Source organism: Sphingobacterium sp. UBA7625, assembly GCF_002484085.1.
Lineage (GTDB): Bacteria > Bacteroidota > Bacteroidia > Sphingobacteriales > Sphingobacteriaceae > Sphingobacterium > Sphingobacterium athyrii.
In genome coordinates, this window is the sequence record NZ_DLJD01000051.1 from 552438 (window position 1) to 567730 (window position 15293).

The 15293-nt window shown below is 41.5% G+C and carries 9 protein-coding genes; all 9 read left to right on the plus strand.

Going from position 1 to position 15293, the window contains the following annotated elements; genetic code table 11:
- The first annotated feature begins 6 nt into the window (after positions 1-6).
- The 9 genes from B4G94_RS22305 to B4G94_RS22345 all read left to right on the plus strand — a co-directional run bounded on the left by B4G94_RS22305 (position 7) and on the right by B4G94_RS22345 (position 14895).
- On the plus strand, positions 7-2025 hold the full coding sequence (locus B4G94_RS22305) for an aceric acid hydrolase (RefSeq protein WP_286862052.1): 2019 nt from the start codon (positions 7-9) through the stop codon (positions 2023-2025).
- Positions 2026-2043: 18 nt separating this feature from the next.
- On the plus strand, positions 2044-3465 hold the full coding sequence (locus B4G94_RS22310; RefSeq protein WP_286862053.1) for a sialate O-acetylesterase: 1422 nt from the start codon (positions 2044-2046) through the stop codon (positions 3463-3465).
- Between the two features lie 6 nt (positions 3466-3471).
- Positions 3472-5796 carry a DUF5703 domain-containing protein gene (locus tag B4G94_RS22315; protein ID WP_286862055.1) on the plus strand — a complete coding sequence of 775 codons (2325 nt, stop codon included), beginning with the start codon at positions 3472-3474 and terminating at the stop codon, positions 5794-5796.
- Positions 5797-6060: 264 nt separating this feature from the next.
- Positions 6061-7137: an L-rhamnose/proton symporter RhaT gene (rhaT, locus tag B4G94_RS22320; protein ID WP_286862057.1), complete on the plus strand. Its 1077-nt coding sequence runs from the start codon at positions 6061-6063 to the stop codon at positions 7135-7137.
- A 23-nt stretch (positions 7138-7160) separates the two neighbouring features.
- Positions 7161-9269, plus strand: coding sequence for a bifunctional aldolase/short-chain dehydrogenase (locus tag B4G94_RS22325; RefSeq protein WP_286862059.1), 2109 nt, complete (start codon positions 7161-7163; stop codon positions 9267-9269).
- Between the two features lie 81 nt (positions 9270-9350).
- Complete coding sequence (locus B4G94_RS22330; protein WP_286862061.1) at positions 9351-10625, plus strand: TIM barrel protein; 1275 nt, start codon at positions 9351-9353, stop codon at positions 10623-10625.
- Positions 10626-10639: 14 nt separating this feature from the next.
- A complete protein-coding gene (locus tag B4G94_RS22335) occupies positions 10640-12007 on the plus strand; it encodes an FGGY-family carbohydrate kinase (RefSeq protein ID WP_108634927.1) in 1368 nt (455 codons plus the stop codon).
- A gap of 248 nt (positions 12008-12255) precedes the next feature.
- On the plus strand, positions 12256-13323 hold the full coding sequence (locus B4G94_RS22340; RefSeq protein ID WP_286862064.1) for a hypothetical protein: 1068 nt from the start codon (positions 12256-12258) through the stop codon (positions 13321-13323).
- Between the two features lie 264 nt (positions 13324-13587).
- The gene (locus B4G94_RS22345; RefSeq protein WP_286862066.1) at positions 13588-14895 is read left to right on the plus strand and encodes a rhamnogalacturonan acetylesterase; all 1308 of its coding nucleotides are present in this window, start codon (positions 13588-13590) and stop codon (positions 14893-14895) included.
- Positions 14896-15293: the final 398 nt, after the last annotated feature.

Consider the following 15293-nt stretch of genomic DNA (forward strand, 5'->3'; position numbering starts at 1 on the left):
GAAATCATGAATACGAAGCACAAACTAATGATCCTGGGTCTCTTCTTCGCTACGGGCTGGCAGGTCCAGGCCCAGGAAAAGTCTATTACAAATACCGGTGCAAGCCCGTATGCCGTTCAGCAAGCGGTCGATATGGGGGATGTGCAATGGACCAAAGGTTTTTGGGCCGATCGTACAAAGTCATGCTATGAGCAGATGGTGCCACAACTCTGGCACGTTTATACAGATGCTTCCATCAGTCACGCCTATCGGAATTTCGAAATTGCGGCCGGCTTGGAGAAAGGAGAACATACAGGGCCATCCTTTCATGACGGCGATTTTTACAAAACATTGGAAGCTGTCTGCGCAATTTATGCACAGACAAAAGATAAAAAGCTGCTTCACATGCTGGATGAAGTTATTCCCGTTATCCGCAAAGCGCAACGTGCCGATGGCTATATTTATACCAAGGCGACAATTGACCAGCAGCGATCGGGACAAAATATTGAGTTTCAAGATCGGCTGAGCTTTGAATCCTATAATATCGGGCATTTGATGACTGCAGGATGTATACATTATCGGGCGACCGGACAACGCGAGTTGTTGGATATCGCAATCAAAGCAGCTGACTACCTGTATGGATTTTATAAAAAATCCAATCCGACCTTGGCCCGAAACGCAATCTGTCCCTCTCATTATATGGGTACTGTAGAACTTTATCGGACGACCAAAGACCAAAAATACCTTGAACTTGCCAAGCACTTGATCGATATTAAAGGTGAGATTGAGGATGGTACTGACGACAATCAGGACCGTATCCCATTCCGCAAGCAGCATAAAGCCACGGGACATGCCGTACGGGCAAGCTACCTCTATGCAGGAGTTGCCGACTTATGTGCCGAGATTGCAGATACCACATTGAGCAACCGCCTTTTTGAAATTTGGGCTGACGTCACTAAGCATAAGATGTACATTACCGGTGGTCTGGGATCGCTGTATGATGGTACCTCACCCGACGGAACTTCCTATAATCCCAGTGAGGTACAGAAAATCCATCAGGCATTTGGGCGGGATTATCAATTACCCAACTTAACTGCGCATAATGAGAGCTGTGCAAATATTGGCAATATGTTGTGGAATTGGCGCATGGCTAATTTCACGGGCGAAGCAAAATACATCGATGTATTGGAGCTGGCACTCTATAATAGTGTGCTTTCGGGAATCAGTTTGGATGGCGACAAATTTTTGTATACCAACCCTTTGAGTTATTCATCCGATCTTCCATTCCAGCAGCGCTGGTCTAAAAAGCGGGTTCCTTATATCTCGTTATCTAATTGCTGTCCACCCAATATCGTTCGTACTATTGCAGAAGTTGCCAACTATGCTTACGGCCTATCAGCAGATGCTGTTGCTGTCAACCTGTACGGCGGAAATGCATTGAATACAAGATACCAGGGCAAACATATCAACATTGTACAAGAGTCCAACTATCCTTGGGAAGGATCCGCCAGCTTTATCTTGAAAGAATTCCCTTCCAACTACACCTTGAAACTTCGGATACCAGGTTGGGCTGGAAAGGCAGAAATATGGAAAAATAAGGTAAAAGTAGAAGTACCGATCGAGAAAGGCTATGCCCTTTTAGCAGGATCACTTAAAAAAGGGGACCGCATTGAAATTAGGTTGCCCATGGATGTTTCTTTGATGGAATCAAATCCATTGGTTGAAGAAACGCGTAACCAGGTTGCGGTCATGCGGGGCCCTGTGGTTTACTGTCTGGAAAAGCAGGATGTAGCTGCGGATGTCAATATCTTTGATCTGAAAATGAAACAGGGCGAACAGTTCGCGCCAAGGCATGAAAATATACTTGGCCAGGATATTGTCCTGTTGGAGGGAAATGCCTATCGGACAAACAGCACGAAATGGAATTCGCTGTACAGGAAAACATCTGATGGAAAGCAGGAGACTGTTCCAGTGCGTTTAGTACCCTATTTTGCTTGGGGAAACCGTACATTTGGTGATATGAGCGTTTGGATGCCAGTTTTTTAAAGCGATAAATTTATGACGATGAAAACTTGTTTTTTTGCGATCGTGTTACTGTTGGCCCAATTGAGTAGCCAGGCGAAAGTACGTTTATCGGCTCTCTTTACCGATGGGATGGTGCTGCAGCAACAAAGTAAAGTCCCTGTCTGGGGCTGGGCAGACCCACAGGCAACAGTAACCTTACAGACCTCCTGGAATGGGCAGAAATATCAAGCGAAAGTGGACAAGCTTGGCCAATGGAAAATTGTAGTGCAAACACCAGCAGCAGGTGGAGCTTATCAGATCAAGGTCTCAGAAAAAAATGTGATTGAACTGCACGATATTCTAATTGGCGAAGTTTGGTTATGTTCAGGTCAGTCGAATATGGAAATGCCTTTGAAAGGCTATCCTGGGCAACCCATCCTCGGCAGTACAGAAGCAATGATGAATTCCAAAGACGATCAATTGCGTATCTATACCGTTCCCCGCAATCCTTTGTTGCAGCCTGCATCGGATAGCAAACCAAGTGTTTGGAGAAAAGCAGAGCCACAGTCTGTTGTCAGTTTTAGTGCAACGGCCTATTATTTCGGTCGACAATTGCGCAAAACCTTGGGTGTGCCAGTCGGTTTGATTCATAGCAGCTATGGCGGTTCAAACATCGAAGCCTGGATGGAGGCATCTTGGCTGGCGGATCAGAAAGATATACAGATCCCAAAACAAGAGGAAGGCTTGAAAGATAAAAACCGCGTGCCGACCATGTTATACAATGGTATGATTCATCCCATTGCCGGTTACGGTATTCGTGGTATCATTTGGTACCAAGGTGAGTCCAATTACGAACGTCCGGATCAGTATGAGATCCTCTTTCCAAGAATGGTCGAAAAATTCCGTGCGCTATGGGGAAATCATGAACTTCCGTTTTATTTTATGCAAATTGCACCATTTGATTACGCTTCATTGCCGCCTTATCACATAGGGGGGAAATACAATTCTGCCTATCTACGCGACGCACAACGTAAATCTTTGGATAAAATCCCGCATTCCGCTATGGCGGTTACCCTGGATTTGGGTGAACAAAATTGCATCCATCCATCGCATAAACAACAAAGTGGTGAGCGACTGGCCTACCTTGCACTGCACGATAGCTACGGTTTTGCTTCACTAAATCTAGAAAGTCCTGTTTATGAAAAGTTGGAAATTAAAGGCAGTACCGCAGTACTCTCTTTTAAGGATGCACCGCTGGGGCTGACTTCATATGGTAAAGAAATAAAGACTTTTGAAATAGCGGGTAAAGATCAGGTTTTTTATCCTGCGGATGCTGTTTTGAAAGGAAAGACCATTGTTGTAGCGTCGCTCAAAGTTGAGGAGCCGGTGGCTGTTCGTTATGCATTTAAAGATTTCGTTGTCGGAGATGTGTTCGGGGCCAACGGCCTGCCCTTAAGTTCTTTTCGTACAGACGATTGGTAAACAGAAATGATGATTGAAAAACGTATTATAGGCATTCTAGTTTTAATAGTTGTTTTGTTAAGCCCAATTGAGGCTCAAGAGTTCAATTGGAAGGATTACAATGTATCTTGGACCACACAGAGCAAAAATTCATCTGAATCCATGCCTGTAGGTGGTGGAGATATTGGTTTGAACGTTTGGGTGGAGAATGGCGAATTACTTTTGTACTTGGGGAAGACAGGTGCATTTGACGAGAACAATACCTTGTTGAAGCTCGGTCGCATCCGCCTCCATCTATATCCCAACCCCTTTGCCGATGGAAAATTCCAGCAAGAATTGCAGTTGGATAAAGGTCATATTGTCCTGAAGGGCGAAAGCAAAGGCGTCAAGGCCGAAGTACTGGTTTGGATAGATGTGTTTAATCCCAATGTATATCTCGAAGTAAGTGCCAATCGGAAGATCAAGGTGGAAGCAGCTTACGAGAGCTGGCGTTTTCAGGATCTGTTTCCTAAGAAGAAGGAAAATAATGCGAATTCTTGGAAGTGGGCACCGCCAAAACCAGTGGTGACGCATAAAGATCAGATTGTGGCAGAAGCAAACAATATTATTTTCTATCATCAAAATCAAGCGACTACAGCGTTTGACCTTGTCGTCGATCAACAAGGCCTGACAACCATCAAAGATTCGTTATATAATCCCTTGAAAAACCGAATTTCAGGCGGTCTTTTAAAAGGTGAGGATTTTGAATACGTCGGCCAGCGTGCAGGGACGTATATGAATACCCCATACCAATCTTGGATACTCAAAAGTAAAGCGGCAAAGACCAATCATGCGCTTCAAGTGACGTTGCATGTAGGGCAACAAGCAGACTTGCAACACTGGAAAACAGCACTGGAGGATCTGGCTACGCCCAAACCTACCTTTGTATCGCTCAAACGAGCGACAGAATCCTGGTGGAAATCCTTTTGGGATAGAAGTCATATCGTCATCCAGCCAGGCTTAAAAGACCCTAATAATGAAGCTTGGCAAGTTGGCAGAAACTATCAGTTGTTTCGATTTATGCTGGCTTGTAATGCTTATGGGGACTATCCAACAAAATTTAACGGTGGTTTATTTACCTACGATCCTGTTACGATAGACAGTACGTTTACATTTACACCGGATTTTCGTAACTGGGGTGGAGGTACCCATACAGCACAGAATCAGCGTTTGGTCTATTGGCCATTATTGAAGAGCGGCGATTTTGATCTAATGCCCGCACAATTTAAGTTTTACCAACGCCTTTTAGGGAACGCTGAATGGCGATCCAAATTTTATTGGGGTCATTCCGGTGCAAGTTTTACGGAGCAGATCGAAAATTTTGGTTTACCCAATCCAGCAGAATACAATTGGAAACGGCCAAAAGATTTCGATAAGGGCCTAGAATACAATGCTTGGCTGGAATACGAATGGGATACTGTGCTGGAGTTCTGCATGATGATACTAGAAACCGAACGTTATAATAAGTCCGATATTCAGACTTATATCCCGCTGATAGAAAGTTGTCTACGTTTTTTTGATGAGCATTATCAATACCGGGCACGGCAACGAGGTAGCAAGGTATTGGATGATGCAGGTCACCTTGTCCTGTATCCGGGCTCCTCCGCGGAGACCTATAAAATGGCCTATAATTCGGCTAGCACGATTGCAGCGTTACAGGAGGTAACAAAAGGATTGCTGGCATTGCCAGAGGGGTATATCAACGCTGAGTCGCGTAGTTATTTTCAGGGGTTTTTAACCAGAATCCCACCTTTGCCACGGCGTGAACTCGGGGGCAAAAAGATGTTGGCGCCAGCACAGCTATGGGCCCGGATCAACAATACCGAATCCCCGCAGCTCTATCCCGTCTATCCTTGGGGAATTTATGGTATTGGTAAACCAAATATGGATATTGCAGTCAATACCTACACTGATGATCCCGATGTGCTTAAATTCAAAAGTCATATTGGCTGGAAGCAACATAATATTTTTGCTGCACGTCTCGGATTGGTCGACGAAGCAAAGCAATTGACTCTCCTGAAACTCAAAAATGCGGAACGGCGATTTCCAACTTTTTGGGGGCCGGGCTTCGACTGGGTTCCGGATCATAACTGGGGTGGTTCAGGTATGATCGGCTTACAGGAAATGCTTTTGCAGGTAGTGGATGATAAAATTTACCTTTTCCCGGCATGGCCCAAAGACTGGGATGTGGATTTTAAGTTGCATGCACCAGGGCAGACCACGGTCGAAGGGAGGTTGAAGGATGGTAAATTATTGGATCTAAAAGTTTTTCCAAAAGAACGGGAAGCAGCTATTATCAACCTCCTAAAATAGGTTATTCGTGGATTGCTAACGGTATATTATCGCTTATGAATTGATTTAAGCATTGCGAGGCAGAGCAAAAGTATACACTTTTGAATGCTTGAATCCTACATTGCAAAAAATACAAGGCTAAATAAATAAAACTGGGCTGTCCATTATTTTGGGTAGCCCAGTTTGTGTTTTTGACCCTCCATGGCGAGAAGGTCATAACAGTGCATAACAGTTCTAAAAAACCAATGAATTATCTTAGTTGCTAAGAACCTAAATAAAGTTTATATGAATGCAGTTTTCGGAGTTATATTTCATTTCATAGGCGGATTTGCCTCGGGAAGTTTTTATGTGCCGTACAAAAAAGTAAAAGGATGGTCCTGGGAATCCATGTGGATTTTAGGGGGGCTTTTTTCGTGGATTATTGTGCCGCCTATAGCAGCGATGTTAACGATACCCAATTTTACTGAAATTATTAAGGATACCAATAGTGCTATTTTAGGTTATACGTTTCTATTTGGCTTGCTTTGGGGAATTGGTGGATTAACTTATGGTCTTGGTGTGCGCTATCTCGGTGTTTCGTTAGGTAGCAGCATTATTTTAGGGCTTAGCATGGTCTTTGGTTCTTTGATGCCCAGCATCTATTATTTTTTCAATAAGGCCGAGGGCAAACATGGCATAGATTATTTTTTTACTACCCAATCTGGTATCTGTATCCTTCTTGGACTTTTAGTCTGTGTGCTTGGTGTCTATCTATGTGGTAAAGCTGGTGTTTCAAAAGAAAAACACTTATCCACATTATCCTCAGAAAGCAAGTCCGATTATAATTTTGGTTTAGGGATAGTTGTGGCTATTGTTTCAGGAATATTGAGTGCTTGCTTCAATTTCGGTATTGAAGCAGGAAAGCCCATGGCTGATGTGGCAAATATATTGTGGAAGTCTACTAATCCAAATCAAGGTGAATTTCTTTACCAGAATAATGTCACTTACATTGTGATTTTATGGGGTGGTTTTACGACTAATTTCCTATGGTGTCTTTACCTTTTGATCAAGAACAAAACGTTTTCGGACTATACGAAATCGGATGCACCTAAAGGCAAAAATTTCCTTTTATGTGCTTTAGCAGGAACGACTTGGTATTTACAGTTTTTCTTTTACGGTATGGGCGAAAGCCGCTTGGGTAATGGAGCTAGTTCTTGGATATTGCATATGGCGTTTATCATTTTGATATCAAATGCTTGGGGTGTGGTACTCAAAGAATGGAAAGGTGTAGATCGGCCTACCTATCGTTCCATAATAGCTGGTATCGTGACAATTATCATCTCCATTTGTATCGTGGGATTTGCTAAAACATTAGAAAATTAATATTAAAACAAAATATAGAAGAAGTGAAAACGTACAAACATGTCAATTATTTATGGGACGATCAGAAAGCTCAAGCACTTCATGGTGATGAGGTAGCTTTGTTGTTATATCGTTCAAATATTCTAGGTGCAGATTTAAGAATCACAAATTATGGCGGTGGTAATACGTCTTGTAAAGTTGTGGAAAAAGATCCGTTGACGGGCGAAGAAGTTGATGTGATGTGGATTAAAGGATCTGGTGGAGACATTGGAACGTTAAAAAAGTCAGGTCTTGCGGCGCTTTATTTACAACGTCTTCGCAATTTGGAGAATGTCTATCGTGGTCTTGAACATGAAGATGAAATGGTTGAGTTATTTAACCATTGTATCTATGATTTAGCGTCAAAAGCACCTTCTATAGATACGCCTTTACATGGATTCTTACCATTTAAACATATTGATCATTTACATCCCGATGCTGCGATTGCGATTGCTGCGGCCAAAGATGGTAAAAAAATTACGCAGGAATTGTTCGGCGGAACTATTGGCTGGGTAGATTGGCAACGTCCGGGATTCGATCTTGGGCTGCAATTGCGTGCCTGCTTGGAAGCAAATCCAGGTATCCGTGGTATCATGCTGGGCTCACATGGCTTGTTTACTTGGGGCGATACAGCATACGAATGTTATATCAATTCCTTGGATGTAATCGAAGCTTGCGCGGAATATCTTGAGCAGAACTATGGTAAAAAAGCACCTGTATTTGGTGGACAGCAAGTAACTAGCCTGAGCAAGGAGGAAAGAACGTCACAGGCCGCCAAACTCGCTCCTGTTTTACGAGGTTTCTGTTCAAGTGAACGTCACATGATCGGACACTTCACGGATGATGAGCGTGTATTGGAATTTATCAATTCACATGATTTAGAACGTTTGGCCCCGCTTGGTACCAGCTGCCCGGACCACTTCTTAAGAACCAAAATTCAACCGTTGGTGTTGAATCTGGATAAATCAGAAGATTTGGACAACGTGGAGGAGCTAAAAGCGAAATTGACGCCATTGTTTGAAGCATACCGTGAAATGTATGCACAATATTACGAAAACTGCAAACATGAAAACAGCCCAGCCGTACGTGATAAAAATCCGGTCATTGTTTTGTATCCGGGTGTTGGTATGTTTGCTTTTGCCAAAGACAAACAAACGGCACGTGTAGCGGCAGAATTTTATACCAATGCGATCAACGTAATGAAAGGGGCCGAAGCCGTAAGTGAATACACTGCTTTGCCTCGTCAGGAAGCGTTTGATATTGAATATTGGTTACTGGAAGAAGCGAAGCTTCAACGTATGCCAAAGCCAAAAGCTTTGTCTGGAAAAATTGCCTTGGTCACTGGAAGCGGTGGCGGTATCGGAAAAGCAATTGCCAAAAAGATGGCTCAAGAAGGTGCTGTTATTGTCTTAAATGATATCAATACAGAACGTTTGGAGTCGAGTAAAGCAGAATTTGTAGCCGAATTTGGAAAAGATGCAGTCATCGCTACGATCCTTGATGTAACCAGTGCGGAATCTATTAAGGACGCCTTAAAAGATGCTGCTTTAGCATTTGGTGGTATCGATATTGTCGTCAACAATGCGGGATTATCGATTTCCAAGACAATCGAAGATCATACAGAGAAAGATTGGGATTTATTGTACAATGTATTGGTAAAAGGCCAATTCTTAGTTACTCAAGGAGCGACCTCACTCTTAAAAGGCCAGGCAATCGGTGGCGATATCATCAACATCGTCAGTAAAAATGCCTTGGTTAGTGGTCCCAATAATACAGGATACGGGAGTGCAAAAGCTGCGCAATTGCATTTAAGTCGTTTATGTGCAGCAGAATTAGGGCCTGCAGGAGTACGTGTGAACGTTGTAAATCCAGATGCGGTTATTTCAGACAGTAATATCTGGGCAGGTGGATGGGCTGAAGGTCGCGCTAAGGCTTATGGCATCACGGTTGCCGAATTACCAGCTTACTATGCAAAACGCACGCTTTTGAATCAGATCATCCTTCCAGAAGACATTGCAAATGCATGTTTTGCTTTTGTCGGCGGATTATTGAATAAATCTACTGGAAATGTTCTGAACGTTGACGGAGGTGTTGCTATGGCGTTTGTACGCTAATTTTTATATCTTAGGTGTCGCGTTCAGAAAGGGAAAAGATGTGCGCGACACCTAACATTTTTACACGATAACCATTATATCATGATTTTAGATAAGAAAATTATAGATCAGCACAATAACCAATTAAAAGATAAGCATAAAAGAGCATTTGACTATGTGTCGGGAGATATTGCACAGGTAGATGAAATCCTGGATAAACTTCAAAAGTTTCAAATTGCCATACCAAGCTGGGCATTAGGTACAGGTGGAACTCGTTTTGGCCGTTTTTCCGGTGCTGGTGAACCGGGTACTTTAGAGCAAAAGCTTGAGGATGTTGGGTTGTTGCATGCTCTTAACAGATCAAGTGGAGCAATTTCATTGCACATTCCTTGGGACATCCCTTCAGATGCAGAAAAAATTAAAGCTTTGGCATCTTCATTAGACATTGGATTTGATGCAGTAAACTCTAATACTTTTCAAGATCAGGCAGGCCAGGAGCATAGTTATAAGTTTGGCTCCCTACACCATGTCGATCCAAAAGTTCGTCAGCAAGCTGTAGATCATAATATTGAAGTAATCAACTATGGCAAAGCAGTTGGTTCTAAAGCGTTGACAGTTTGGCTGGCTGATGGTTCTTCTTTTCCTGGGCAGTTAAATTTTAGAGAGGCTTTTCAAAATACATTGTCTAGTTTAAGTGAGATTTACAAACACTTACCAGAAGATTGGAAACTTTTTGTAGAGTACAAAGCATTTGAACCGTATTTTTATTCCATGACAATTGGTGATTGGGGCCAATCCCTTTTGTTGGCCAACAAATTAGGACCGAAAGCATATACATTGGTTGATTTAGGACACCATCTCCCAAATGCAAATATTGAACAAATTGTTTCTTTATTGTTGATGGAAGGCAAATTGGGCGGATTCCATTTCAATGATAGCAAGTATGCTGACGATGACCTGACTGCGGGTAGTATCAAACCTTATCAACTATTTTTGATCTTTAATGAATTGATCGATGGTATGGATGTGAAAGGTATTGACCATGCGAGCGGACTGGGGTGGATGATTGATGCTTCGCATAATCTGAAAGACCCATTGGTAGACCTTCTACAGTCAGTTGAAGCAATTAAGATTGCTTATGCTCAGGCTTTGTTGGTGGATCGTAAAGCATTGAAACAGGCACAACAAGCAAATGATATCGTGAAAGCACAGGAAATTTTACAGGATGCATTCCGTACCGACGTCAGACCGCTTGTTGCAGAAGCAAGACTAAAAAGTGGAGCAGCTTTAAATCCTGTTCAGTTATTCAATGAAGGAAATTTACGCAGTAAACTTATCGAGGAACGCGGAGTAAATTCTGTAGCTACAGGTTTGTAATTAGGGAAAAAAGAATGAAGGGGAAACCAATACCAGTAGTCGCGATATTCGACGTTGGGAAGACGAACAAGAAATTATTTCTCTTTAACGAGCAGTACCAAATCGTATTTGAACGGTCGGCTCGTTTTTTGGAAACTGTAGATGAAGATGGCGATCATTGCGAGAATTTGGAGAGTTTACGTCTGTCAGTTTTTGATTCGTTGCATGAGGTGTTTCGAAAAGGCGAGTTTGAAATCAAAGCAATTAATTTTACCTCATATGGAGCAAGTTTTGTCTACATTGATAAAGATGGCAGGCCTTTGACGCCATTATATAATTATTTAAAAGAATACCCTAAAAAATTGTTGGAATCTTTTTATGCACAATACGGTGGAAAGGATAAATTCGCATTAGAAACCTCCTCTCCAAGCCTAGGGAGTCTGAATTCAGGACTACAGGTCTACCGCTTGTCAAAACTTAAACCAGCTATATTTAAGGAAGTGAAGTGGGCGCTACACCTTCCACAATACTTGAGTTATCTGATCTCAGGACAAGCTTATTCGGATATGACAAGTATTGGTTGTCATACAGCGCTATGGGATTTTAGTAAGAATAATTATCATAGGTGGGTAGAAGATACAGGCATTATTGATAAAATGGCTCCGATCGTTCAGGGAGATCGTCTTTACAGAGCGACATTTCCGGGCAGTGGTTATCTCGTAGGTAGCGGTTTACACGACAGTTCGTCTGCATTGATCCCCTATTTACTGAATTTTCACGAACCTTTTATATTGATTTCGACAGGAACCTGGTGTATTTCTTTCAATCCGTTCAATATTGATCCGCTCACCAAAGAAGAACTTCACAGTGACTGTCTTTTGTATATGACCTATACGGGGAAACCTGTGAAAGCATCACGACTATTTGCAGGATATGAACATGAGGAGCAAATTAAACGTATCGCTAAAGCATTCCAGATTTCTACAGGAAAATTTAAGCAGATCGATTTGGATTGGACCATAATAGAGAAATATCAAGCTTTGGATATTTCGGATGAACTGTCTGCATTTTCCACAATTGATCTGAGTCATTTTAGCGATTATATCGAAGCTTATCATGTGCTAATGATGCATTTGGTCAAGGCTCAAGTGAAGGCGACTACGCTTGTCATGAATCAAACCGGAGTACAGCGAATATTTGTGGATGGAGGTTTTAGTCGTAATCACATATATATGGGACTACTGGCCCAAGCCTTTCCAAATAGTGAAGTGTTTGGAGCCTCTATGGCCCAAGCAACAGCACTTGGTGCTGCTTTAGTGATTCATGATCATTGGAATAGCCGGGAGATTCCAAATGATATTATAGAGCTAAGGTATTTTAGAACCAAACAGCAAACACATTAGTGCGATGTTATAGTTGAATAGGATTTAGTTTTTTTATTAGTTATCGTTTGAGGTCAGGCAAATCGTTGTCTGGCCTTATTTTTAAAATATATAATTACACAGTCATTCGCTTTCTCAAAAAATACTCAATAGTCATTGAAAGAAAGTGAATAAGCAAGATCAATGTATTTTAGGAAATGATAAACATGTCTAAAAAGTTAAAACGAATCACAGGTTTGCTGATGGTAGAATGTTAAATTTCAGAAACTATGATAAAATCAACAATAGGTTATAGTGCTATTTTAATGCTGGCAAGCAGTTTGTATACGAAAACTTTCTCGCAAACACAAAAAACGTTATTTGTCAAATCGGCCTATCCGACACCAGTAATTACAGAAGATCATCCTGATGTTTTGAAAAGCCAGAATAAAGCTGGTTTTGAAACAGGACAGATTGTAAAGATTGAAGGAACCTATCACATGTTTATTAACGAGATGTTCAATCGACCTCATAAGGACATGCGGATTGCTTATTGGACGAGTTCGGATGCAATACATTGGCAAAGACAGTCAACAATTGTGGAAAGTATTCTTGGAAGATCACCATATAATCCTCGCTCTGAGGTATGGGTAACTGCAGTTGAATTCAATAAACAGGAGAATGCATGGAATATTTTTTATGTTTCTTATCGTGCTGGTGATAAAGAAAAAGGCGAAGTCCTCGATTTTGATTATGCCGGTCGTATTTGGCGGGCGAAATCGGTAATTCAAGGTAAGAAGGGTATTGCGGGGCCTTATGCTGATATGGGTATTGTATTACAGCCGGACGAGAATAGTCAACCTTGGGAAGGTCAACAGGCAGTTGCAGCATTTAATCCCTACAAAGTCGGTAATACTTGGTATGCGTTTTATGATGGGCATACCCATATTCCAAAAGGTGATTGGCCGCTTGGAATGGCGACGGCTACGACACTCAATGGACCTTGGAGGCGTATGCCTCTAGGTCATAATCCAATTCCAATATCTCCGATATTTAATGAAAACTTGCAGGTTACGGAACTAAAAAAGGGGCATTATTTAGCAGTTTTCGATTCGATGGGAGATCAGGAAATTGGCTATAGCCTTTCTAGTGACGGTATACATTGGACTTCGGAAAAGAGACTGAAAATCCAGACCAGTGATCATCTTTGGGCAGAAGATGGCGATCATGCTACCCGTACACCCTTGGGTGCGATAGAGGAAGAAGACGGTACATTAACGGTATTATATACCGCGATGTATAAAAAGAATGGACGTACATTCTATGGATTGGGCAAATGTACCTTAGATTGGAAATAATATATTGAGCGCAAACAAGTGTTGAACTATTTGAACGTAAAAATAAAAGGCTTCCAAACGGGAGTAAGGAAACCTTTTATTAAAAACCTAAAATTATGAATAATTATACCAATTATTATATGATGATCAAAGGTGCTAATAATAGTTCAATTAGCTGTCCTGAACTGTCGACAGATGCGTGAAATGATGGGTACAGGTAAGCGCAGGGTAGTGGAGTGGAAATGGAAAACTATATTTGAGCGTCCTTAATTTGTAAACCTAAAGATGAAGAGATTAATCTTAGTGATCGGATTTTTTTTCCAGTTGCGGAGTCCTGTTTTGTTTGCCGAACAGATAGTAAGGGAATTTAGCTTTGGGAACGCTAAAGGCAGTACTGCAATTTCGTTGGAGAAAGCGCAGCCTTATCTGGAGGCTCAGGGGTATGGATTCGAGTTTTTGACAGAAAAGAATGTCGTTATCGATCACAAAAATAAAATGCTGTTAAGCAAAAAGCCATTTTACTTCTCTGTGAAAGTTCCGGAAGGGAATTATAAGATTACGATTAGATATCAAGGTTTACAGAACAAATCTTATATGAGTACAATACGGTCTGAATCCCGGAGGTTGCAAATTGAAAATCAAGTGGTGCTCCCTAATAAAGTGTTAGATAGGACCATTATCGTACACATTAAAAATCCGAAGATTGCTTCTGGTGGAATTGTAGCATTGAAGAAGCCACGTGAACTCCAGAAATTGGACTGGGATGAAAAGCTGACTTTAGAGTTTCAACAAACAAATTGTATATCAAGCCTCCGTATAGAATCGATTAATGCTATTCCTACAGTTTTCTTGGCAGGTAATTCTACTGTGGTGAATCAAGAGGATGAACCTTGGGCTTCGTGGGGACAAATGATTCCACGGTTTTTTGATGCGGAAATTGCGATAGCCAATCATGCTGAATCGGGATTGGCCTTAAGTTCATTTCTTTCCTCAAAAAGATTGGACAAAATTCTTTCTATTGCTAAGCCCGGCGATTATTTATTTATCGAATTTGGGCACAATGACCAAAAGGAAAAAGGAGAGCATGCCGGTGCTTATAAAGGATACAGCGACCGATTACGCTACTTTGTTCGTGAATTTCGGGCGAAAGGTGGTATTCCCGTTATCTTGACTTCAACAGCAAGACGCTCATTTGATGAACAGGGACATTTGGTACACACTTTAGGAGATTTTCCAGATGCGGCACGAAAGGTCGCGGCCGAGCTCCAGGTACCTATGATAGACCTCAATAAGAAAACGAGTATGTTTTATGAAGCATTGGGTGTTGAGGGATCAAAAAGGGCATTTGTCCATTATCCGGCCCATACTTTCCCAAATCAACAGCATGATTTAGCTGATAATACTCATTTTAACCCCTATGGGGCTTATGAAATTGCAAAAATGGTGTTAACAGGAATTAAAGAGAATCAGTTGCCGATTACGGAACATATCGTCGATTTTCAAGGCTTTGATCCGCAGCAACCAGATGATTTTAACACTTGGTATTGGCCACCAAGTTTGATTAATAGTGTTGTAAAACCAGATGGCAATTAGTTTTGTATTGATATAATGACAAGGTCGGACAATATTTGTTCGGCCTTTTTTATGCGCTATTTGCTTCTTCTTGTATAGCATTCTTGCTAGAATCAATTTACATTTTTTATTTTTCCAACATGAGCGGGGATTTTTCCTAAAAACTCATCTCACATATAAGATTGGGGGCATCCCGTCTTCAAAAAAATAGAGCAGAAAATTATTGAACATGATACCACAGGATAGTCAACACCATAATATTTAATATCATTGTACCATATATACCGCTTGTGAGAGGCAATCAACAACAACCGACCCCATGCCAAACTCAATAAAAAACCTAGTGGTAGATGATTAAAAAAATACAATCGTAATATGTCAGTGACGATTATTTCTTTTAATTGTGAGGTTTGTGTTTT

Bases quoted from the DNA above. Each gene is read 5' to 3' on its own strand.
- B4G94_RS22310 (WP_286862053.1), top strand. From the start codon at position 2,044: ATGAAAACTTGTTTTTTTGCGATCGTGTTACTGTTGGCCCAATTGAGT.
- B4G94_RS22315 (WP_286862055.1), top strand. From the start codon at position 3,472: ATGATGATTGAAAAACGTATTATAGGCATTCTAGTTTTAATAGTTGTT.
- B4G94_RS22340 (WP_286862064.1), top strand. From the start codon at position 12,256: ATGATAAAATCAACAATAGGTTATAGTGCTATTTTAATGCTGGCAAGC.
- B4G94_RS22330 (WP_286862061.1), top strand. From the start codon at position 9,351: ATGATTTTAGATAAGAAAATTATAGATCAGCACAATAACCAATTAAAA.
- B4G94_RS22305 (WP_286862052.1), top strand. From the start codon at position 7: ATGAATACGAAGCACAAACTAATGATCCTGGGTCTCTTCTTCGCTACG.
- B4G94_RS22345 (WP_286862066.1), top strand. From the start codon at position 13,588: ATGAAGAGATTAATCTTAGTGATCGGATTTTTTTTCCAGTTGCGGAGT.
- rhaT (WP_286862057.1), top strand. From the start codon at position 6,061: ATGAATGCAGTTTTCGGAGTTATATTTCATTTCATAGGCGGATTTGCC.
- B4G94_RS22335 (WP_108634927.1), top strand. From the start codon at position 10,640: ATGAAGGGGAAACCAATACCAGTAGTCGCGATATTCGACGTTGGGAAG.